The organism is Pantoea sp. JGM49, assembly GCF_018257655.1.
Classification (GTDB): Bacteria; Pseudomonadota; Gammaproteobacteria; order Enterobacterales; family Enterobacteriaceae; genus Pantoea; species Pantoea communis.
On sequence record NZ_JAERJM010000001.1, the window covers coordinates 224,231 to 245,309 of the forward strand.

Genomic DNA, 21,079 nt, shown 5'->3' on the forward strand with positions numbered 1-21,079 from the left:
GCAAATAGTTTTTACCAAAATCAGCACATTATGCTGCCTTTATGGTTTTAAGTGGCTTCATGTCTCCATTTAAAACCAACTAAACAGATAAAAGATCGCGTTGTCATGACAATCGACCACACAGGCTAAAAAGGGGCTTTTTAGAGTGAAATATTAGCTAAACAATTCAAATTCGCTCAAAAAACGCACAACAGAAAAGCAATGCTGAAGCTTCCAGGAAAAAATTTGCCTTAAAAGTGTGACGCAGATCACACTTTATCTAAAATTTCGCACCACTCACGTTGTATGTAGAAATCAGACGATATAGATTTGCGTTGTTTTCGGATTAGTCTTAAAAAACTGTAAGCAGACGTCACGGAAGATGGTTACAACTCAAGAAAAGATTGGCCTGGAGTTTTGACTACTACTGATCAGTGTCCCGGCGGGAAGTGAAACAGTTCAGTACACGTTGGCTTTGCCTGATTATTTTTTGCCATCTTTAGATTTACCAACCAGCAACCCGAACCATAGAACTTTTAATTCTGTGGCCGTATATGTGTCGCGTCTATCAGGATGGAAAAAAATGGGTACATCAGAATTACTAAAACATATATATGACATCAATCTGTCATATTTGCTTCTTGCTCAGCGTTTAATTAACCAGGAAAAAGCTTCAGCATTGTTTCGTTTAGGCATCGATGAATCGATGGCAGATGCATTGTCGCAATTAACCTTGCCTGAGATGGTAAAATTAGCGGAAACCAATCAACTGGTTTGCCAGTTCCGCTTTACCGATCACAACCATATTAACCGTTTGACTCAAGAATCACGCGTGGATGACCTGCAGCAAATCCACACCGGCATTTTATTATCCAGCCGTTTACTGCGGAACGCGTCAAAAGATGATGCCTCTGCGAAGAAGAGGGCGGTTTAATGACCGAAAAAAGTATTGTTCAGGAAGCGCGCGATATTCAGCTGGCCATGGAGCTGATTACGTTGGGCGCACGACTGCAAATGCTGGAAAGCGAAACCCAGTTGAGCCGTGGTCGCCTGATTAAACTGTATAAAGAGCTGCGTGGTGCACCACCACCGAAAGGCATGCTGCCATTCTCAACCGATTGGTTCATGACCTGGGAACAAAATATTCACTCATCCATGTTCTGTAATGCCTGGCAGTTCCTGCTGAAAACCGGGCTGAGCAATGGTGTTGAAGCGGTCATCAAAGCGTATCGCTTGTATCTTGAGCAGTGTCCGCAATCGGACGAGGGCCCGCTGTTGGCGCTAACGCGTGCATGGACCCTGGTGCGATTCGTTGAAAGCGGCATGCTGGAATTGTCTGACTGTAAATGCTGTGGCGGGAGCTTTATTAATCATGCTCATCAGCCTGTTGGCAGCTTTGTTTGCAGCCTGTGCCAGCCGCCATCACGTGCCGTAAAAAGACGTAAACTTTCTGCAGATTCTGCCGATACCTTTCCACAACTGCTGGATGAACAGGTTAAACGCGCCGTTTAAGTTTGTTCGCATCGTGGAAAACATCCAGCAGCGGCTTAGTCCGCTGCTTTTTTTTTGCCCACGATTTACGAATAACACCTGCGGCTCTCTGGCTTAACTTCTACCAACACGTTACGGACGTAAGGATTTTTTGTGCTGATTATTCTGGGTTATATCGTGGTCGTCGGCTCCGTGTTGGGCGGCTATATGATGGTCGGTGGCCATCTGGGGGCGCTTTATCAACCTGCCGAGCTGATTATTATCGGCGGTGCCGGTATTGGTGCCTTTTTAGTGGGCAACAATGGCAAGTCGATCAAGAAAACATTAAAAGCCTTGCCAATGTTAATGCGCGGCTCGAAATATAACAAAGCTGTATACATGGATTTAATGGCACTGCTGTATCGCCTGATGGCGAAATCACGTCAGCAAGGCATGCTGTCATTAGAACGTGACATTGAAGATCCCAGCCAGAGCGAAATTTTTGCTAACTATCCGCGTATTTTGTCCGATAAACAGTTGGTGGATTTTATTACCGACTATTTGCGATTGATGGTGAGCGGAAATATGAATGCGTTTGAAATCGAAGCGCTGATGGACGAAGAGATCGAGACCTACGAGCACGAGTGTGAAGTGCCGGCGCAAAGTATATCGGCCATGGGCGATGGCTTACCTGCCTTCGGTATCGTGGCGGCGGTAATGGGCGTGGTACACGCACTGGCCTCAGCCGATCGCCCGGCAGCAGAGTTGGGCGCGCTGGTCGCACACGCCATGGTGGGAACCTTCCTCGGTATCTTGCTGGCTTATGGCTTTATCTCGCCGCTGGCGTCAGTGCTGCGTCAGAAGTGTGCTGAAACCACCAAAATGATGCAGTGCGTCAAGGTGACTTTGCTCTCCAGTCTGAATGGTTACGCACCGCAGATCGCCGTGGAGTTTGGGCGTAAAACCCTGTATTCCGCTGAGCGTCCGTCGTTCTCCGAGCTGGAAGAACATGTGCGTAACGCGAAAAATCCTGCGAAACAAACCTCGGATCAGAACTCATGAAGGCAGGCAATCGCCCCATTGTGCTGGTTAAAAAGCGCAAACATAAAGGTCATCATGGCAGCCACGGCTCGTGGAAGATTGCCTATGCCGACTTTATGACGGCGATGATGGCGTTCTTTATGGTGATGTGGCTGCTCTCAATTTCCAGCCCGAAAGAGTTGATTCAGATTGCAGAATACTTTCGTACACCGCTGAAAGTCGCGCTGACCGGTGGCCAGCGCAGCAGCGACAGCGAAAGCCCGATTCCCGGTGGCGGTGATGATCCAACACGTAAAGACGGCGAAGTGAAGAAAGTGGTCGATATGGATGCGCAGAAGAAAAAGCTGGAGGAGATTCGTCTGAATCGTCTGCGCGAAAAGCTGGACCAGTTGATTGAAGCCGATCCGCGTCTGAAAGCACTGCGTCCGCATCTGATCATCAACATGGTGGAAGAGGGGCTGCGCATTCAGATTATTGATAGCCAGAACCGCCCAATGTTCAAAACCGGTAGCGCAGAAGTGGAGCCGTACATGCGTGACATCCTGCGCGCCATTGCGCCGGTTCTGAATGATATTCCGAACAAAATCAGCCTGGCTGGCCATACGGATGACTTCCAGTATGCGACGGGCGATCGCGGCTACAGTAACTGGGAACTCTCAGCCGACCGTGCCAATGCCTCACGCCGTGAACTGGTGATTGGCGGGCTGGATGGGGGCAAAATGCTGCGCGTGGTGGGCATGGCTGACACCATGAAGTTAAAGAATCGTGGTTCGAACGATGCTGTAAACCGTCGTATCAGTCTGCTGGTGTTGAACCATGACACCCAGGCTGCGATTGAGAAAGAGAACTCTGAGAGCGATGCCGCGCAGATAACTGACCCGGCACAAATTATTCCCGACATTACCGCACCGACCGGTCCCGCTGCATCTGCTGCACCCGCAAGTTCTACCGCGACTCCGGCTTCGCCGGCCAGTGCGGTGGCGCCTGCACCAGCAGCGCAGCCAGCGGCAGGCGCGGTGACACCAGACCAACCCTCACAGCCGAGGTGATCCCGTGAGCATGGACATCAGCGATTTTTACCAGACGTTTTTCGATGAAGCCGATGAGCTGTTAGCGGATATGGAGCAACACCTGTTGGGATTGGATCCCCAGGAGCCCGATTCCGAGCAGTTGAATGCCATCTTCCGCGCCGCCCACTCCATTAAGGGCGGAGCCGGTACGTTTGGCTTTACGGTTTTACAGGAAACCACCCACATCCTGGAAAACATTCTGGATGGTGCGCGCCGCGGCGAAATGCAGCTTAGCACCGACATCATCAACCTGTTTTTGGAAACCAAAGATATTATGCAAGAACAGCTCGATGCCTATAAAACGGCGCAGGAACCCAACGCAGAAAACTTCAAATATATCTGCGAAGCACTGCGTCAGCTGGCGCTGGAAGCCAAAGGAATCGCACCCGAGCCGGCAAAAGTGGCCGACGTGGTGGAGATCGCCGCCGCCCCGGCAGCGGCCGCGGGTTTACGCCTGCAACTGATCGATTTGAAAGAGAAAGAGCCGGAACTGATGCTGGAGGAGCTGGGTAATCTCGGCACTGTCTCCAACGTGGTGAAAGGCACCAACTCGCTGGAAGTGACCATTGATGGCGTCGGTAAAGACGACATCGTTGCGGTGCTCTGTTTTGTGATTGATGAAGCGCAGATTCACTTCCCGGAAGGCGCGGCCGCCGTCGCAGCAGCACCTGCCGAAGCCGTTGCGGTGGAAGCCCCTGCACCGGTGCAAACCGCCACCGTAACCGACATCACCCCGCCAGCCAAACGTGAAGCGAAACGTGCGGCAGCGCCGGCCAAAACCAGCGAATCCAGCAGTATTCGTGTTGCGGTTGAGAAGGTGGATCAGCTGATCAACCTGGTCGGCGAATTGGTGATTACCCAATCAATGCTGGCACAACGTTCTGGCGAACTGGATCCTGTGGCTCACGGCGACCTGCTGAACAGCATGGGCCAGCTGGAGCGTAACGCGCGTGACCTGCAAGAGTCGGTGATGTCGATTCGTATGATGCCGATGGAGTATGTGTTTAGCCGCTTCCCGCGTCTGGTGCGCGATCTGGCCAGCAAGCTGGGCAAAGAAGTGGAGCTGACGCTGCTGGGTAGCTCTACTGAACTGGATAAGAGCCTGATCGAGCGCATTATCGATCCGTTAACGCATCTGGTGCGTAACAGCCTTGACCACGGTATCGAAACGCCAGAGAAGCGTCTGGCATCGAGCAAAACAGCGGTGGGCAATCTGACGCTGTCAGCGGAACATCAGGGCGGCAATATCTGCATCGAAGTGATCGATGACGGTGCCGGTCTGAACCGTGAACGTATTCTGGCGAAAGCCCTGTCCTCTGGCCTGCCGGTCAGCGACAGCATGAGCGATGAAGAAGTCGGCATGCTGATCTTCGCACCGGGCTTCTCAACGGCGGAGCAGGTCACTGACGTGTCCGGCCGTGGTGTGGGCATGGACGTGGTAAAACGAAACATTCAGGAGATGGGCGGTCACGTCGAAATCTCTTCGAAGCAGGGCAAAGGCACCACTATTCGCATCCTGCTGCCACTGACGCTGGCCATTCTTGATGGCATGTCAGTGCGCGTGGCGGATGAAGTGTTCATTCTGCCGCTGAACGCGGTGATGGAATCCCTGCAGCCAACGGCTGAAGAGCTGAAACCGCTGGCCGGTGGCGAGCGCGTGCTGGAAGTGCGTGGCGAATACCTGCCGCTGGTTGAGCTGTGGAATGTGTTTGATGTGCAGAATGCCAAAACCGACGCGACCCAGGGCATCGTGGTGATTCTGCAGAGCGCAGGCCGCCGTTATGCACTGCTGGTGGATCAGCTGATTGGCCAGCATCAGGTGGTGGTGAAGAACCTGGAAAGCAACTACCGCAAAGTGCCGGGCATTTCAGCCGCCACCATCCTCGGCGATGGTAGTGTGGCGCTGATTGTGGATGTCTCTGCACTGCAATCGTTGAACCGTGAAAAGCGTGTGGCCGGTGCCGCAGCGTAATAGATAAATAAAGGGCAAAAAAATGACTGACATGGCAACCGTGACCAAAATCGCTGGCGAAACCGTGGGCCAGGAATTCTTAGTTTTCACCCTGGGTGACGAAGAGTACGGCATCGACATTCTTAAAGTGCAGGAGATTCGGGGTTACGATCAGGTAACGCGTATCGCCAACACCCCAGAATTCATCAAGGGTGTGACGAACCTGCGTGGCGTGATCGTGCCAATCATCGACCTGCGTGTGAAGTTCGCGCAGCAGGATGTGGAATACAACGAAAACACCGTGGTGATCGTGCTGAATCTTGAGCACCGCGTCGTGGGTATCGTGGTGGATGGCGTGTCTGACGTGCTGTCTCTGATGCAGGAACAGATTCGTCCGGCACCGGAATTCGCGGTCACCATGTCCACCGAGTACCTGACCGGCCTCGGCGCACTGGGCGAACGTATGCTGATTCTGGTCGACATCGAGAAGCTGCTGAGCAGCGAAGAGATGGCGCTGGTGGATACGCTGCGTAGCGCGTAATCATCGACAATCACGGGCTGGCAGCATCGGCCCGTGATAATTCCGCTCTGAAATAATCCCTATAAAAATCAGATAATAACAATATTTATTCACACAACTTTCATTAAACTCCCTGCCTCGCCCGCCGATAAATATTGCGTTCCATTTACTTACTTTTCCCAGGGCTATCTATGTTAAAAAAAATTCGCGTCGTCACCAGTCTGCTGGTGGTGCTACTGATGTTTGGCCTGCTGCAGGTCATATCCGGTTCAATATTCCTCAAAGCCTTAAACGACGACAAATCCAGCTTCAATGTGTCGCAGTTAGCGAGCCAAAACCTTTCGGCGCTGAATGATGCTTACATGAGCCTCAACCAAAGCCGTGTTGTGTTGACGCGCATCCAGTTGCGTATCGCCACCAGTAAACTGGCCAACAAAGAGCCGGATATTGAGGGGCTGTTCAACGACAGCAAACAGTTCCAGCAAAAAGCAGCGGATAATTTCAAACTCTATAAAGCGATTCCGGATACACCGGGACAAAATAAGGAACTCACAGGTCAACTGGATGAGGGCTATACCGCTTACGCCACGGCATTGAGCCAGATGCAGGATGCGCTTCTCGCCAACGATTTATCGAAAGCGGGCAGCGTGCCGGTGGCACCGAGCCAAAGTAAGTTCCTGAAAACTTACACCGACTGGCGTGCGGATGTGGCGAAACTGGCAGCACAAGGCCAGGAAAAAAATGCCGATGCCTTCAGCCGCATGAGCTGGATTCTGGGCGCTATCATGGTGGTGGTATTAGTGGTGATTGGACTGTGCTGGGTGAACCTGCGTCGCATCCTGATTAATCCATTGAACACTAACATTGCCCACATTCAGTCGATCGCGCAGGGTGACCTGACCCAGAGTATTAGCGTTGAAGGCCGCAATGAGATGAGCCAACTGGCGAGCAGCCTGCATGACATGCAGCAGTCGCTGGTGCGTACTGTCAGTAACGTGCGTGACGGATCTGATGCCATCTTCACCGGTGCGAGTGAAATCTCGGCAGGTAACAACGATCTTTCTGCTCGTACGGAAGAGCAGGCTGCCTCGCTGGAACAGACCGCAGCCAGCATGGAACAGCTGACCGCGACAGTGAAACAGAACGCCGAAAATGCCCGCCAGGCGTCACAGCTGGCGTTGAGTGCCTCGGAAACCGCGCAAAAGGGCGGCAACGTGGTGGAAGGCGTCGTACGCACCATGAGCGATATCGCCGGGAGTTCAAAGAAGATCGCTGATATCACCAGCGTGATTGACGGTATCGCCTTCCAGACCAACATCCTTGCGCTGAATGCCGCGGTGGAAGCGGCGCGCGCTGGCGAGCAGGGGCGTGGCTTTGCGGTGGTGGCAGGTGAAGTTCGCAACCTGGCACAGCGCAGCGCCCAGGCGGCGAGAGAGATTAAGGGTCTGATTGAAGATTCTGTCAATCGCGTCAACAGCGGTTCGCAGCTGGTGGGTACCGCCGGTGAAACCATGAGTGAGATCGTCAATGCGGTCACCCGTGTGACCGATATTATGGGCGAAATCGCCTCAGCGTCTGATGAACAGAGTCGTGGTATCGATCAGGTCGGTCAGGCTGTGACGGAAATGGACCGCGTGACCCAACAGAACGCCTCGCTGGTAGAAGAGTCTGCTGCGGCAGCGGCTTCGCTGGAAGAGCAGGCCAGCCGTCTGAGCCAGTCTGTGGCGGTATTCCGTGTGCCGCGTGCCGAACAGCCTGGCATGGCCAGTGCCGTGGTGCGCCATCCGCAGATCGCGCCGCCGGTGTTGAGTGCACCACGTAAAGCTGTGACTGCACCAGTCAGCGACAGTAACTGGGAAACGTTTTAATCGTTTGCAGTGGTGTGCGCTGGCGCACCCACTGCCGCAATATCCTTTTATTCCAAAAGCATCAATGCGCTTTTATCGTTTGCCCGATAAAGGCGCATTTTTTTTAATGACAATTTCTTTAGTTATAAAACTCTGTAAAGAAAGTTATTGGCAGAATTATATTTCGTAAAATCCGTTAAAGCCCCTCAAAATTTAACAACTGCGGTCGATAACAGCGGGAGCCGAAATGCCTCACTCTTTGGAGAACCCATGTTAAAACGAATCAATGTTGTCACCAGCCTGATCGCAGTCTTGCTGGTCTTTGGTGCTTTGCAGTTACTGTCGGGCGGATTGTTCTGGTCTGCCTTACAAAAAGATAAAGAAGCTTTTGCCGTGGCACAGACGTCGACCAACAACGTCGGCGCGATGTCCGATGCCTGGATCGAACTCAACCAGACCCGTACCGTGTTAAACCGCGCGATGCTGCGCATGCAGGGCAGTATGGCGGCACAGTCCAACGGCGGCCAGCTTCAGGCGCTGATTGCACAGACTGAAAAGCAGCTGGATGTGGCTGCCGGGCACTACCAGCGTTACTACGATCTGCCGGGTACGCCAGGCTTGCCGGACGCACTGCGCGATCGCCTGGAAACGGACTACGCCGCCTTCAACGATGGCCTGAAAGCGATGCTGGAACGTTTAAAAGCCAACGATCTGCAAGGCATGTTTGCGCAGAACATTGAAGCCAAACAGGTGAAGATGAAGGCCACCTATGCTGAGTGGCGCACGGCGCAAAGCACACTGGCGGCGGAAGGCGTGGCGCAAAATCAGCAAGCGTTCCATATGATGATGTGGCTGCTGGCAGTGGTGGCGCTGGTGGTGGTGTTCGTAATTGTCGGCTGCTGGTTTGGCCTGCGTGCGGTACTGATCCAGCCATTGCATCAGCTGCTGGGCCATATCCGCCATATCGCTTCTGGCGATCTGACGCAGCATATTGCCGTGGAAGGACGCAACGAGATGAGCCAACTGGCGGCCAGCCTGCATGAGATGCAGCAGTCGCTGGTGCGTACCGTCAGCAACGTGCGTGACGGCTCTGATGCCATGTTTACCGGCGCGAGCGAAATCTCGGCGGGCAACAACGATCTCTCCGCGCGTACTGAAGAGCAGGCGGCTTCGCTGGAACAGACGGCGGCCAGCATGGAGCAACTGACGGCTACCGTGAAGCAGAATGCCGAGAACGCCCGTCAGGCATCTCAGCTGGCGCTCAGTGCTTCTGATACCGCGCGTAAAGGTGGCGAAGTGGTGGATGGTGTTGTGCGCACCATGCATGACATTGCTGGCAGTTCGAAGAAAATCGCCGATATCATCAGCGTGATCGATGGCATTGCTTTCCAGACCAATATTCTGGCACTGAACGCGGCGGTAGAAGCGGCGCGTGCCGGTGAGCAAGGGCGTGGCTTTGCGGTGGTGGCCGGTGAAGTGCGTAATCTGGCACAGCGCAGTGCGCAGGCAGCCAAAGAGATTAAAGGCCTGATTGAAGACTCGGTGAACAGGGTGAACAGCGGTTCACAGCTGGTGGGTACTGCCGGTGAAACCATGAATGATATCGTCGGTGCTGTGACGCGCGTGACCGATATCATGGGCGAAATTGCTTCAGCATCTGATGAGCAGAGTCGCGGTATCGATCAGGTCGGCCAGGCCGTCACCGAGATGGATCGCGTGACCCAGCAGAATGCCTCGCTGGTGGAAGAATCCGCCGCTGCAGCGGCGTCACTGGAAGAGCAGGCCAGCCGTTTGAGCCAGTCAGTGGCGGTGTTCCGCGTGCCGCGTGCTTCACAGGCCACTGCCGCAGTGCGTCAGCCACAGAGCGCGCAGCCAATGCTGAGTGCACCACGCAAAGCCGTGACGGCGCCCGTCAGTGACAGCAACTGGGAGACATTTTAAACGTTTTTAACCGGGCGCACGCAGGTGCGCCCGCACACCTGTCGCCACACTTTAATTTATCCCTGATCCTCCCTAATTCCCGCTGGTCCAACCCGTTGCAGACAACTTAAAGATCCCCCTGCGAACGCCGATAACAGGAGCGATCCGCCAACCAATGAGGTGTTTATGTTTAGTCGTATTCGTGTCGTTTCCGGGCTGTTATGTGTGCTGGCACTGTTTGCCTTGCTGCAGCTGTTTTCCGGAGGGATGTTTTTTACCACGGTGAAAGCCGATAAAGAGAATTTTGCCTACAACCAGCGTCTCAGCACGCTGCAACGGGCGATGGGCACCTCTTGGGTATCGCTGGTTCAGGCGCGTAACACGCTGAACCGTGCAGGGATCCGCTATTTGCTGGATAGCCAGCAGGCTGGATCAGGTGCGACCGTGAAAGAACTGGTGGCGCTGGCAAGTGAGGAGTTGAAAAACGCTGACCAGGCTTTTGCCGAGTTCAACGCGAATTTGTCTGAGAAGGGCAAAAGCGCAGAGAACGTTAAGACGCTGCAGGCCAACTACAACGCCTTCCGTGGTGGACTGGCCGAGCTGATTGATTTCCTGGGTAACGGGAACTTTAAAGGCTTTGTCGATCAACCAACGCAGGGTATGCAGGATAAATTCGAGAAGGATTACACCGCATGGCTGAACTACAACATCGTGCTGGCAAAGCAGGGTATTGATGCCAACGAAAGCGCCTATCAGCACTCCATCATGCTGGTGATCGGTACTTTACTGGTGACCCTGCTGGTGATTGCACTGGTGTGGAGCGGCATGCGCAACGTGCTGATTCGTCCGTTGAAACAGAGCATCGACCATATCCGTCACATCGCACGTGGTGATTTGACGCAGCAGATTGATGTCAGTATGCGCAACGAGATGGGTGAATTGCTCAGCTCACTGCAGCACATGCAGCAGGAGCTGGCGAATACCGTGCGTACCGTGCGTGATGGTTCAGACGCTATCTACACCGGTGCCAGCGAAATCGCCATGGGTAACAACGATCTCTCTTCACGTACTGAACAGCAGGCCGCTTCTCTGGAAGAGACGGCTGCCAGCATGGAGCAGTTGACCGCGACCGTGAAGCAGAACGCCGAAAACGCCCGTCAGGCTTCACAACTGGCGTTGACTGCCTCTGAAACCGCGCAGCACGGCGGCAAAGTGGTGGATGGCGTGGTCACCACCATGAAAGAGATCACCGGCAGCTCGAAGAAAATCGCGGATATCATCAGTGTGATCGATGGCATCGCGTTCCAGACCAACATTCTGGCACTCAACGCGGCGGTTGAAGCGGCACGTGCGGGTGAACAGGGCCGTGGCTTTGCGGTGGTGGCGGGTGAGGTGCGCAGTCTGGCACAGCGCAGCGCCCAGGCAGCGAAAGAGATCAAAGGTCTGATCGAAGACTCGGTGAGTCGCGTCAACACTGGTTCGGTGCTGGTGGAGAGCGCGGGCGAAACCATGACCAACATCGTCAACGCCGTCACTCGCGTCACCGACATCATGGGCGAAATCGCCTCGGCGTCGGATGAGCAGAGTCGCGGAATCGACCAGGTGGGTCTGGCCGTAAACGAGATGGATCGCGTGACACAGCAGAACGCCGCGCTGGTAGAAGAGTCAGCCACGGCGGCTGCCGCACTGGAAGATCAGGCCAGTCGACTGAAACAGTCGGTTGCGGTGTTCAATATTGGTAAAGAATTTGTCGCTCAGGCCGTTAACCTATCTACAGCGCCAAAAATGTTGCGTCCAGCCGCAGTCAAAGCGCTGGCTCAACCCGCAGGTGCACGTAGCGCGGACGATAACTGGGAAACCTTTTAATCCGTATGGCCGCCGCAAGGCGGCCCAACTGGCAGCGCAGCAGTAATCGCAGTATCACAATTTAATCAGTTTGTTGCCGGGTGACCTGACATGAAGAAATCGACGTTATTGGATCAAAGTGAAGCAACAACGCTGCTCTCGCAAATGGTGCAGCGCCTGCCGCTTTCAGATACGCATTTTCGTCGTATCAGCCAGCTGATCTATCAACGCGCAGGCATCGTGCTGGCCGATCACAAGCGGGAGATGGTTTATAACCGCTTAGTGCGCCGTTTGCGCACGCTGAACATTGATGATTTTGGTCGTTATCTGGCGTTGCTGGAGCAAGACCAGAACAGTGCAGAATGGCAGGCGTTTATTAACGCATTGACCACCAATCTGACCTCATTTTTCCGCGAGGCGCACCATTTCCCGATCCTCGCGGATCATGCGCGTAAGCGCAGTGGCAGTTACAGCGTGTGGAGTACCGCCGCCTCAACCGGCGAAGAGCCGTACTCCATCGCCATGACGCTGGCGGAAACGCTGGGTACCGGACCGGGTAAGTTCCAGGTGCACGCCAGCGACATTGATACACAGGTACTGGAAAAAGCCGTGGCGGGGGTGTACCGCCAGGAAGAGCTGCGCACCTTATCGCAATCGCAGCTGCAACGCTTTTTCCTGCGTGGCACCGGCCCGCATGAAGGTATGGTACGCGTTCGCTCCGATCTCGCCAGCATGGTGAACTATTCGCAGCTGAATTTACTGGCCAACGACTGGGCGTTGCCGGGTCCGTTCGACGCAATTTTCTGTCGCAACGTGATGATCTATTTCGATAAAGAGACGCAGGAAAAAATTCTGCGCCGTTTCGTTCCCCTGCTGAAGCCCGGCGGTGTGCTGTTCGCTGGACACTCAGAGAACTTCAGCCAGATCAGTAAAGAGTTCTGGCTGCGTGGACAGACAGTCTATGGATTGACCAAGGAAAGACGATGAGCAAAATCACCGTGATGTGCGTGGATGACTCCGCGCTAATGCGACAGTTGATGACGGAGATCATCAACAGCCACGCCGATATGGAGATGGTCGCTACCGCGCCCGATCCGTTGGTGGCGCGGGATTTAATCAAGCAATACAACCCACAGGTGCTGACACTGGACGTCGAGATGCCGCGTATGGATGGCCTCGACTTCCTTGAGAAGTTAATGCGCCTGCGTCCGATGCCAGTCGTGATGGTGTCATCGCTGACCGGTAAAGGATCGGAAGTGACATTACGCGCGCTGGAATTGGGCGCAGTGGATTTCGTCACTAAGCCGCAGTTGGGTATTCGCGAAGGCATGCTGGCGTACAGCCAGATGATCGCCGACAAAATTCGCGCAGCGGCGCGAGCCAAATTGCATGCGCGCCCGGCCACACCCGGCCCGGTGATGCTGAAAGCTGGCCCGCTGCTGAGTAGTGAGAAGCTGATTGCGATTGGCTCTTCCACTGGCGGCACCGAGGCGATTCGCCATGTACTGCAGCCGCTGCCCGCGACCAGCCCGGCGCTGCTGATCACGCAGCATATGCCGCCAGGTTTTACCCGCTCGTTTGCTGAGCGCCTGAACAAGCTCTGCCAGATCACCGTGAAAGAAGCGGAAGATGGCGAACGTATTTTGCCCGGTCATGCCTATATCGCACCGGGCGCGATGCACATGGAGTTGAGCCGTAGTGGCGCCAACTACGTGGTGAAACTGAATGATGGCCCGCCGGTGAACCGTCATAAGCCCTCTGTTGACGTGCTGTTCCGGTCCGTGGCGGTGCACGCAGGACGAAATGCCGTGGGTGTCATCCTTACCGGGATGGGTAACGACGGTGCCGCCGGGATGCTGGAAATGCATCGCGCCGGTGCCTGGACCATCGCGCAGGATGAAGCAAGTTGCGTCGTCTTTGGTATGCCGCGCGAAGCGATTGCGATGGGCGGCACCAGTGAAGTAGTCGATTTAGGACACATCAGTCAGCACATGCTGGCAAAAATTAGCGCCGGACAGGCATTGCGAATTTAACGAGCCCGTCCTGCCGGACGAGACAACACAGGAGTAGATATGGCTGATAAAAACATGCGCTTTTTGGTGGTGGATGACTTCAATACGATGCGTCGTATCGTCCGCAACCTGCTGAAAGAGCTGGGATTCAACAACGTTGAAGAAGCAGAGGACGGTGTTGATGCACTGACCAAACTGCGTGCGGGTGGTTTTGATTTCGTGGTATCCGACTGGAACATGCCCAACATGGACGGTCTGGAACTGCTGCAGACCATTCGTGCGGACGCGGCGTTGAGCAAACTGCCGGTGCTGATGGTTACCGCCGAAGCGAAAAAAGAGAACATCATTGCAGCTGCCCAGGCCGGTGCCAGCGGTTATGTAGTGAAGCCGTTCACCGCAGCCACGCTGGAAGAAAAGCTGGGTAAAATTTTCGAAAAACTGGGTATGTAAGGAGATGTGATGAGCGACCTTTCGAAACCAACCGAAGAAGCCTCGGCACACGACATTATTACCCGTATCGGCTCGCTGACGCGTATGTTGCGCGACAGCCTGCGCGAATTGGGGTTAGACCAGGCGATTGCCGAAGCGGCGGAAGCGATTCCGGACGCGCGTGACCGTCTGGATTACGTGGTGCAGATGACGGCGCAAGCGGCAGAACGCGCACTCAACTGCGTTGAAGCCGCGCAGCCACACCAGGACCAAATGGAAGCCAACGCCAACAAGCTGAAAGGCCGTTGGGATGCGTGGTTTGAAAACCCGATTGAGCTGGCGGATGCACGCGAGTTGGTTTCGGATACGCGCGAATTTCTCAGTGATGTGCCGTCGCATACCTCGTACACCAACAAGCAGCTGCTTGAGATCATGATGGCGCAGGATTTCCAGGACCTTACCGGCCAGGTGATCAAGCGCATGATGGATGTGATCCAGGAGATCGAGCGTCAGTTGCTGATGGTGCTGCTGGAGAATATGCCTGAAGCCAACGCTGCCGCGCGTAAAGACGCCAGCAGCCTGTTGAATGGTCCACAGATCCATGCCAATGCACCTGGCGTGGTAGCGAACCAGGATCAGGTGGATGACTTGCTGGATAGCTTAGGTTTCTAATTAGCATTGAGGGGGCGGCTGCGAGTGGGCCGCCCCTGAATTGATGCTCAAAACACCGCGCGTTTTTTTGTCTCTTCAATGCCTGCCACCAACACCTGTACCCCTAACGCTTCAAACGCTGCAATCTGCGCCGGCGTAATCCCGCGATCGGTAATCAAATAATGGATTTTGCTCCAGTCACAGGGCAGGGCAAACATCGACACCTTATCGATTTTGCTGGAGTCTGCCACCACAAATACCGTACTGGCGGAGTTGATCATCGCCATCTTCACTTTGATATCCGTCTCACTGGGGAAGCTTAACCCGAGGCGGGGCGAAATACAGGCGGTGGCGAGAAACAGCTTTTCGGCCAGCACGTTTTCAAAGAAAGAAGCGGCTTTCTCACCGGACGTCGAGAGTGTTGGAAATTTGAAGGTCCCCCCCGTCAGCAGGATATTAATCCCCGGTTCGCCCCCCAGCTTCAGCGCAATATTCACCGCCGTGGTGATCACCGATAAACGACGGATGTGGCCAATTGCTTCCGCAATGGCGGTGGTGGTGGTGCCAGAATCGAAAATCACCGTATCCCCATTTTCCACATACTGCGCGGCGAGCCGGCCAATGGCTTCTTTCTCATCAAGGTGAGTTTGACGCTCAAGCAGCAGTGCGCCGGTGTTCTGCTTACCGGTCATCAGCGTGGCGCCACCGTGATAACGCTGCACATGCCCGGCTTTTTGCAGCATACGCAAATCGGTGCGGATGGTTGCCTCGGTCAGGCCAAAGGTATCGGTAAGCGCTTTAACCGTGACTGTGCCGTCTTCGCGGATCATCTCCAGGATCTTCTCACGACGCTGCTGCATATCAGCCAGCTGCTCAGATTTGCTTTTCAATCGAAATGCTCCCTCTTTCCAATCACGGTCTGGTTTTGGCAATAAGAAAACCCGTGATGATTTTACTCTGCGCACCAGGGATTTGCGAGGCGGCTCGCACAAAGATGCATTTTCGAATGAAAATAAGATAAAGCCATGCAATTGATTTCACATAGACCTGCCAGCCGTTATTTCTATATCACAAAACGTGATATTTAGTTATTTACTTAAAATACAGTAAGATAAAAATAGTTTGCATCATTTGTATGAAATTTGATCTCACCCACAAACCATTGCGAAACGATAGCTTATATTTTTGTTCGAAAATCAATGTTACTGCAAACCTATCCGGCCAGAGATAACCAGAGCCGCTGAACATGCACACAGGAGAGAAGGGATGAGTGGGGAATACGATGTCAACCTGCGCTACGGCGTAAATACCGATCTGGACCTCACCGGCAAGGTGGCGGTGGTGACCGGTGGCCTCGGTGGAATTGCCATGGCCAGTAACGCCATGCTGTTAGAGAAAGGTGCACGGCTGGCCCTGCTTTACCCTCCATTCGAAAGCGATCGCGTGGCGGCTGTGCAGGAACAATTCTCTGCCGATCGTGTACTGCTGGTGTGCTGTGACGTGACCGATGCTGGCTCAGTCGAGACGGCGTTCAACCAGGTTGAACAGCATTACGGCCACATTGATATCCTGGTGAACTGCGCGGGTTATGTGATGTTACAGCCGGTACTGGAAACCGACTTTGCCGAGTGGCAAAAGCAGATCGCCGTCAATCTCACCGGTCCTTTTCTTTGCTCACAAGCGGCGGGCAAACGCATGGTGCGCGCCGGTAATGGCGGCAAGATCATCAATATCGCTTCACAGGCCGCTTCCATCGCCATTGATAACCACGTGGCCTATACCTCTGCCAAAGCGGGTCTACTCGGTATGACTAAAGTGATGGCCAAAGAGTTCGCACCACACCGTATCAACGTCAATACCTTGTCACCCACCGTGGTGCTGACGCCGATGGGCGAAAAGGCCTGGCGCGGTGAGAAGGGCGAACAGATGAAAAAACTGATCCCGCTAGGGCGTTTTGCTTACACCGATGAAATTGCCGCTGCCGTGCTGTTCTTCGCCAGCAACGGCAGCGACATGATCACCGGCGCAGATTTAATGATCGATGGCGGCTTCACCATCTGGTAATGCCGCGCCAGCACCAGTACGGCCTCAACCCTGCAATAACAACAAAACAATGAGAGAGCACGAACATGAAAAAACGTACCCTGTTATTCACTGCCATTGCCAGTTGCCTGATCGCCCAATCCAGTTTCGCTGCCGACAAAGGCACCATCATGATTCTGGTGAACTCACTGGATAACCCCTATTACGCTTCCGAAGCCAAAGGCGCCAACCTGAAAGCGCAAGAGCTGGGCTATAAAACCAGCGTGCTGTCGCACGGTGAAGACGTTAAGAAGCAGAGCGAACTGATCGATGCCGCCATCGGTAAAAAAGTGCAGGGCATTGTGCTGGATAACGCCGACTCCACCGCCAGCGTCGCAGCAATCAAAAAAGCCAAAGATGCGGGGATCCCCGTGGTGCTGATCAACCGTGAAATTCCGGTCGACGATGTGGCGCTGGCGCAGATCACCCACAACAACTTCCAGGCGGGTTCTGATGTGGCCAACGTGTTTGTGGAGAAGATGGGTGAAAAAGGCAGCTATGCCGAATTGACCTGTAACCTCGCGGACAATAACTGTGTCACCCGCTCGAAATCCTTCCACCAGGTGCTGGATCAGTATCCGGATATGAAATCTGTCGCGCGTCAGGATGCGAAAGGCACCCTGATCGATGGCAAACGCATTATGGACAGCATTCTGCAGGCCCATCCCGATGTAAAAGGCGTGATCTGTGGTAACGGTCCGGTGGCGCTGGGCGCGATTGCGGCACTTAAAGCCGCAGGCCGCAACGATGTCACCGTGGTGGGTATCGACGGCAGCAACGACGAGCGTGATGCGGTAGAAAAAGGCGATCTGAAAGCTACGGTAATGTTGCAGGCGCAGGCTATTGCTGCGCAGGGCGTGACCGATCTCGACAACTTCATCCAGAAAGGGGTGAAGCCGGAGAAGCAGCGCGTGATGTTCCGCGGCATTTTAATCACCCCGGACAATGCTAAAGGTGTGCAGGACTTTAACTACAAGTCGTAATCAATAATCGGTGCGCCTGCACAGCAGGCGCCCAGGAGAATGAGATGCACAAACGACTCTGGTTACTGCTTCCTATCGTGATCCTTAGCGGTTGCCGCATTGTGTCGCAGCAGGAGCTGGCCGACCTGAAAAATCCCCCCAATCCCAAAATGGCCAATATTGCTCAGACCTGGCAGCAGAAACTGGTGCCGCAGATTCAGCACGATGCGAAGCCGGTGGCGGAACTGCTGAATGCGCTAAAGTCCGCCAAAGATTTTGACAGCGCCTGTCAAACCTACGGCTACCGCGCACAGGAAGAGAACCCCTGTGTCTTTAGCGTCAAGGTCAGCGGTGAGGTGACAGCGGTGAATACCACTTCGCGCAATGGCCGCATGACGGTGAAAGATGTTTCCGGCGATAACGTGACCGTGCAGGTCGGTCCGATTTTCCCTGGCACGGTGCTGCGTGATGCCTATAAAGGGGCCAGCTATCAGGACTTTAACGATCAGGTGCTGTTTGGCGACTACAGCCGCGCCATTAATCAGCAGGCAGCCAACATGATGAGCGCCTTCAAGCCCAAAGTCGGCGATAAGGTGCAAATTTCCGGCGTGTTTAGCAGCTTCGATACGCCTGAGCAGGTGCCGAATGTCACACCTGCTGCCATCGTGCGGCAGTAAGGAGCGGGTATGCAAAATCCTCAAAGTGACGTGATCATCGAAACCCGTAATGTGTCACGTATTTACCCCGGCGTGACTGCCCTCGATCAGGTGAATTACCGCGTCTATCGCAACAAAGTGAACGTGCTGATTGGCGAAAACGGTGCCGGTAAATCCACCATGATGAAGATGCTGGCGGGCGTGGAAACGCCTTCATCCGGTGAAATTCTGCTGGACGGAGAAGTGGTGTCGCTAAGCTCCACTCATCAGGCGGAAAAGCACGGTATCAGCATCATCTTTCAGGAACTTAACCTGTTCCCCAACATGAACGTGATGGACAACATCTTTATCGCCAACGAGTTTTTCCAGCGCGGTGTGATCAACGAAAAATATCAGTATGCGCTGGCGAAATCATTACTGGAGCGGCTGGAGCTGGATGTTGACCCTTATGCGCCACTGGGCGAACTGGGGATCGGCCATCAGCAACTGGTCGAGATCGCCCGAGCGCTGTCCAAAGATACGCGTGTGCTGATCATGGATGAACCCACCAGTGCGCTGAGCCAGTCTGAAGTCAAAGTGTTGTTCAACGTGATTGACCAGCTGAAGCGGCGTGGTGTGACCATCATCTATATCTCGCATCGGCTGGAAGAGCTGATGGAAATTGGCGATCACATCACCATTTTCCGTGACGGTTGTTTTATCAGCGAGCGGGAAGTGCGTGATGCGTCAGTTCCCTGGATCATCGAACAGATGGTCGGTGACAAGAAAAAGCACTTCGACTATCAGCCCGCAGCACAGGGCGAAACGATTTTGCACGTCAACGGCCTGACGGCGCTGCATCAGAATGGTGGCTATAAGCTTAATGATGTGTCGTTCTCACTGCGCAAGGGCGAAGTGATCGGCATTTACGGTTTGCTGGGCGCGGGGCGCACCGAGCTGTTTAAAGGGCTGATTGGCATGATGCACTGCCAGTCTGGCAGCGTCAGTTTGAATGGCGAAGTGCTGGATAAACGCAACTTCCAGCAGCGCCTGAAAAAAGGCATTGCGCTGGTACCGGAAGATCGACAAACCGAAGGCGTGGTGCAGTTGATGTCGATCACCGCCAACATGACGTTAAGCGATCTCAGCTTGCGCGGTTTTCGCCGTGCGCTGCGCTTACTCAATCCCCACAAAGAGCAGCGTCGCGTCGATGAAATGATTGGTCATCTCGCCATCAAAGTGAGCGATCCGGAACTGCCGATTACCTCACTCAGCGGCGGTAACCAGCAGAAAGTGGTGCTGGGAAAAGCGCTGATGACGGGCCCTCAAGTGGTTTTGCTGGATGAACCCACGCGTGGGATCGATGTGGGGGCCAAAACGGACGTGTACCACCTGATTGGCAATCTCGCACAGCAAGGTCTGGCGGTGATGTTCTCCTCTTCTGAACTGGACGAGGTGATGGCACTGGCCGATCGCATTTTGGTGATGGCCGATGGCCGTATTACCGCCGACTTACCGCGCAGCGCGGCAACGCGAGAAGCGCTGATTAGCGCCTCAACACCGCATGATTGAGCCCGCAGGAGAGCAATAAATGAACCAGAAATACCTGCTTTATATGTACTTGCTGAAAGCGCGAACCTTTATCGCGTTACTGATCGTGGTCGGCTTTTTTAGCTTTATGGTGCCTAATTTCCTGACCACTTCAAACTTACTGATCATGACGCAGCATGTTGCCATCACCGGGCTGCTGGCGATTGGTATGACGCTAGTGATCCTGACGGGTGGCATCGATCTGTCGGTCGGTGCGGTTGCGGGCATTTGCGGCATGGTGGCGGGGGCGTTGCTCACCAATGGTGTGCCGCTGTGGGGCGGCAACACGCTGTTCTTTAACGTGCCGGAAGTGATTCTGGTGGTGGCGCTGTTCGGCATCGTGCTGGGGTTGATCAACGGCACCGTGGTGACGCGTCTGGGCGTGGCACCCTTTATCTGCACCCTCGGCATGATGTATGTGGCTCGTGGGGCCGCGCTGCTGTTCAACGATGGCAGTACCTACGCCAATCTGGTGGGGATGCCAGCATTGGGTAATACCGGTTTCGCGTTGCTGGGATCGGGCAGTGTGCTTGGCGTCTACATCCCAATCTGGTTAATGATCGGCTTCCTGCTGCTCGGCCTCTATCTGACACGTAAAACCCCGCTGGGCCGCTATATCTATGCCACCGGCGGCAATGAATCTGCGGCACGCCTGGCCGGTGTGCCGATCATTAAGGTCAAAGTGTTTGTCTATGCCTTCTCCGGTTTATGTGCTGCGCTGGTGGGATTGATCGTCGCATCCCAACTGCAAACCGCGCACCCGATGACTGGCAACATGTTCGAGATGGACGCTATCGGTGCAACCGTATTGGGCGGAACGGCGTTAGCAGGAGGGCGCGGGCGTGTATCGGGTTCTATTATCGGTGCCTTTGTCATCGTATTCCTCGCCGATGGCATGGTGATGATGGGCGTCAGCGATTTCTGGCAAATGGTGATTAAAGGGCTGGTGATCGTCACCGCCGTGGTGATCGACCAGTTCCAGCAAAAATTACAAAGTAAGGTGGTGCTGCTGCGCAGACATGAAAAAAAGCAGCAATCGGCCGCCCTGCCTGAAGCAACGCACGGATAACAGGAG

At 54.3% G+C, this 21,079-nt stretch carries 19 protein-coding genes; 18 read left to right on the top strand and 1 reads right to left on the bottom strand.

All coding sequences use genetic code 11. The features are described 5' to 3' along the window. Positions 1–562: 562 nt before the first annotated feature. The 13 genes from flhD to cheZ all read left to right on the top strand — a co-directional run bounded on the left by flhD (position 563) and on the right by cheZ (position 14,756). Entirely contained in the window at positions 563–913 is a 351-nt protein-coding gene (gene flhD / locus JK231_RS01205; protein ID WP_211727820.1) for a flagellar transcriptional regulator FlhD, read from the top strand. Beyond that, complete coding sequence (gene flhC / locus JK231_RS01210; RefSeq protein WP_034821849.1) at positions 913–1,491, top strand: flagellar transcriptional regulator FlhC; 579 nt, start codon at positions 913–915, stop codon at positions 1,489–1,491. Before flhD ends, flhC begins: the two co-directional genes overlap by 1 nt. A 132-nt stretch (positions 1,492–1,623) precedes the next feature. Beyond that, positions 1,624–2,511, top strand: coding sequence for a flagellar motor stator protein MotA (gene motA, locus JK231_RS01215; protein WP_034821846.1), 888 nt, complete (start codon positions 1,624–1,626; stop codon positions 2,509–2,511). Next, entirely contained in the window at positions 2,508–3,539 is a 1,032-nt protein-coding gene (motB, locus tag JK231_RS01220; RefSeq protein ID WP_034821843.1) for a flagellar motor protein MotB, read from the top strand. Before motA ends, motB begins: the two co-directional genes overlap by 4 nt. A gap of 10 nt (positions 3,540–3,549) precedes the next feature. Beyond that, a complete protein-coding gene (cheA, locus tag JK231_RS01225; protein ID WP_196250088.1) occupies positions 3,550–5,532 on the top strand; it encodes a chemotaxis protein CheA in 1,983 nt (660 codons plus the stop codon). Positions 5,533–5,554: 22 nt separating this feature from the next. After that, on the top strand, positions 5,555–6,052 hold the full coding sequence (gene cheW, locus JK231_RS01230) for a chemotaxis protein CheW (protein ID WP_034821837.1): 498 nt from the start codon (positions 5,555–5,557) through the stop codon (positions 6,050–6,052). Positions 6,053–6,222: 170 nt separating this feature from the next. Next, positions 6,223–7,899, top strand: a complete 1,677-nt coding sequence (locus JK231_RS01235; RefSeq protein WP_211727821.1) for a methyl-accepting chemotaxis protein — start codon at positions 6,223–6,225, stop codon at positions 7,897–7,899. 249 nt (positions 7,900–8,148) lie between these two features. Then, entirely contained in the window at positions 8,149–9,819 is a 1,671-nt protein-coding gene (locus JK231_RS01240; protein ID WP_211727822.1) for a methyl-accepting chemotaxis protein, read from the top strand. Between the two features lie 165 nt (positions 9,820–9,984). After that, the gene (locus JK231_RS01245) at positions 9,985–11,664 is read left to right on the top strand and encodes a methyl-accepting chemotaxis protein (RefSeq protein ID WP_097119237.1); all 1,680 of its coding nucleotides are present in this window, start codon (positions 9,985–9,987) and stop codon (positions 11,662–11,664) included. A gap of 90 nt (positions 11,665–11,754) precedes the next feature. Further along, positions 11,755–12,630: a protein-glutamate O-methyltransferase CheR gene (gene cheR, locus JK231_RS01250; protein WP_034821825.1), complete on the top strand. Its 876-nt coding sequence runs from the start codon at positions 11,755–11,757 to the stop codon at positions 12,628–12,630. Then, positions 12,627–13,676 (top strand): chemotaxis response regulator protein-glutamate methylesterase, encoded by a 1,050-nt coding sequence (locus JK231_RS01255; protein ID WP_160834649.1) that lies wholly within the window; start codon positions 12,627–12,629, stop codon positions 13,674–13,676. The genes cheR and JK231_RS01255 overlap by 4 nt, the downstream gene beginning before the upstream one ends. A gap of 39 nt (positions 13,677–13,715) precedes the next feature. Further along, positions 13,716–14,105, top strand: a complete 390-nt coding sequence (cheY, locus tag JK231_RS01260; protein ID WP_007892562.1) for a chemotaxis response regulator CheY — start codon at positions 13,716–13,718, stop codon at positions 14,103–14,105. 9 nt (positions 14,106–14,114) lie between these two features. After that, positions 14,115–14,756: a protein phosphatase CheZ gene (cheZ, locus tag JK231_RS01265; protein WP_160834648.1), complete on the top strand. Its 642-nt coding sequence runs from the start codon at positions 14,115–14,117 to the stop codon at positions 14,754–14,756. Between the two features lie 47 nt (positions 14,757–14,803). Here cheZ and JK231_RS01270 read toward each other — a convergent pair whose 3' ends face one another. Continuing rightward, positions 14,804–15,625, bottom strand: a complete 822-nt coding sequence (locus JK231_RS01270; protein WP_160834647.1) for a DeoR/GlpR family DNA-binding transcription regulator — start codon at positions 15,623–15,625, stop codon at positions 14,804–14,806. 376 nt (positions 15,626–16,001) lie between these two features. Between JK231_RS01270 and JK231_RS01275 the strand changes: the two genes are divergently transcribed. From JK231_RS01275 to JK231_RS01295, 5 genes are all read left to right on the top strand, one after another. Beyond that, positions 16,002–16,799 (top strand): GolD/DthD family dehydrogenase, encoded by a 798-nt coding sequence (locus tag JK231_RS01275; protein ID WP_034821811.1) that lies wholly within the window; start codon positions 16,002–16,004, stop codon positions 16,797–16,799. Positions 16,800–16,864: 65 nt separating this feature from the next. Then, a complete protein-coding gene (locus tag JK231_RS01280; RefSeq protein WP_058959717.1) occupies positions 16,865–17,800 on the top strand; it encodes a D-ribose ABC transporter substrate-binding protein in 936 nt (311 codons plus the stop codon). 44 nt (positions 17,801–17,844) lie between these two features. Further along, positions 17,845–18,456 (top strand): DUF2291 domain-containing protein, encoded by a 612-nt coding sequence (locus JK231_RS01285; protein WP_034821806.1) that lies wholly within the window; start codon positions 17,845–17,847, stop codon positions 18,454–18,456. 9 nt (positions 18,457–18,465) lie between these two features. Next, positions 18,466–19,986 carry a sugar ABC transporter ATP-binding protein gene (locus tag JK231_RS01290; RefSeq protein WP_160834646.1) on the top strand — a complete coding sequence of 507 codons (1,521 nt, stop codon included), beginning with the start codon at positions 18,466–18,468 and terminating at the stop codon, positions 19,984–19,986. A gap of 19 nt (positions 19,987–20,005) precedes the next feature. Next, complete coding sequence (locus JK231_RS01295) at positions 20,006–21,073, top strand: ABC transporter permease (protein WP_034821800.1); 1,068 nt, start codon at positions 20,006–20,008, stop codon at positions 21,071–21,073. The last annotated feature ends 6 nt before the right edge of the window (positions 21,074–21,079 follow it).

Coding starts and splice junctions, on each gene's coding strand:
- JK231_RS01280 (WP_058959717.1), top strand. CDS start 16,865: ATGAAAAAACGTACCCTGTTATTCACTGCCATTGCCAGTTGCCTGATC.
- JK231_RS01240 (WP_211727822.1), top strand. CDS start 8,149: ATGTTAAAACGAATCAATGTTGTCACCAGCCTGATCGCAGTCTTGCTG.
- JK231_RS01245 (WP_097119237.1), top strand. CDS start 9,985: ATGTTTAGTCGTATTCGTGTCGTTTCCGGGCTGTTATGTGTGCTGGCA.
- flhD (WP_211727820.1), top strand. CDS start 563: ATGGGTACATCAGAATTACTAAAACATATATATGACATCAATCTGTCA.
- cheA (WP_196250088.1), top strand. CDS start 3,550: ATGGACATCAGCGATTTTTACCAGACGTTTTTCGATGAAGCCGATGAG.
- JK231_RS01285 (WP_034821806.1), top strand. CDS start 17,845: ATGCACAAACGACTCTGGTTACTGCTTCCTATCGTGATCCTTAGCGGT.
- JK231_RS01275 (WP_034821811.1), top strand. CDS start 16,002: ATGAGTGGGGAATACGATGTCAACCTGCGCTACGGCGTAAATACCGAT.
- JK231_RS01255 (WP_160834649.1), top strand. CDS start 12,627: ATGAGCAAAATCACCGTGATGTGCGTGGATGACTCCGCGCTAATGCGA.
- JK231_RS01290 (WP_160834646.1), top strand. CDS start 18,466: ATGCAAAATCCTCAAAGTGACGTGATCATCGAAACCCGTAATGTGTCA.
- motB (WP_034821843.1), top strand. CDS start 2,508: ATGAAGGCAGGCAATCGCCCCATTGTGCTGGTTAAAAAGCGCAAACAT.
- flhC (WP_034821849.1), top strand. CDS start 913: ATGACCGAAAAAAGTATTGTTCAGGAAGCGCGCGATATTCAGCTGGCC.
- cheW (WP_034821837.1), top strand. CDS start 5,555: ATGACTGACATGGCAACCGTGACCAAAATCGCTGGCGAAACCGTGGGC.
- JK231_RS01235 (WP_211727821.1), top strand. CDS start 6,223: ATGTTAAAAAAAATTCGCGTCGTCACCAGTCTGCTGGTGGTGCTACTG.
- cheZ (WP_160834648.1), top strand. CDS start 14,115: ATGAGCGACCTTTCGAAACCAACCGAAGAAGCCTCGGCACACGACATT.
- JK231_RS01295 (WP_034821800.1), top strand. CDS start 20,006: ATGAACCAGAAATACCTGCTTTATATGTACTTGCTGAAAGCGCGAACC.
- cheR (WP_034821825.1), top strand. CDS start 11,755: ATGAAGAAATCGACGTTATTGGATCAAAGTGAAGCAACAACGCTGCTC.
- cheY (WP_007892562.1), top strand. CDS start 13,716: ATGGCTGATAAAAACATGCGCTTTTTGGTGGTGGATGACTTCAATACG.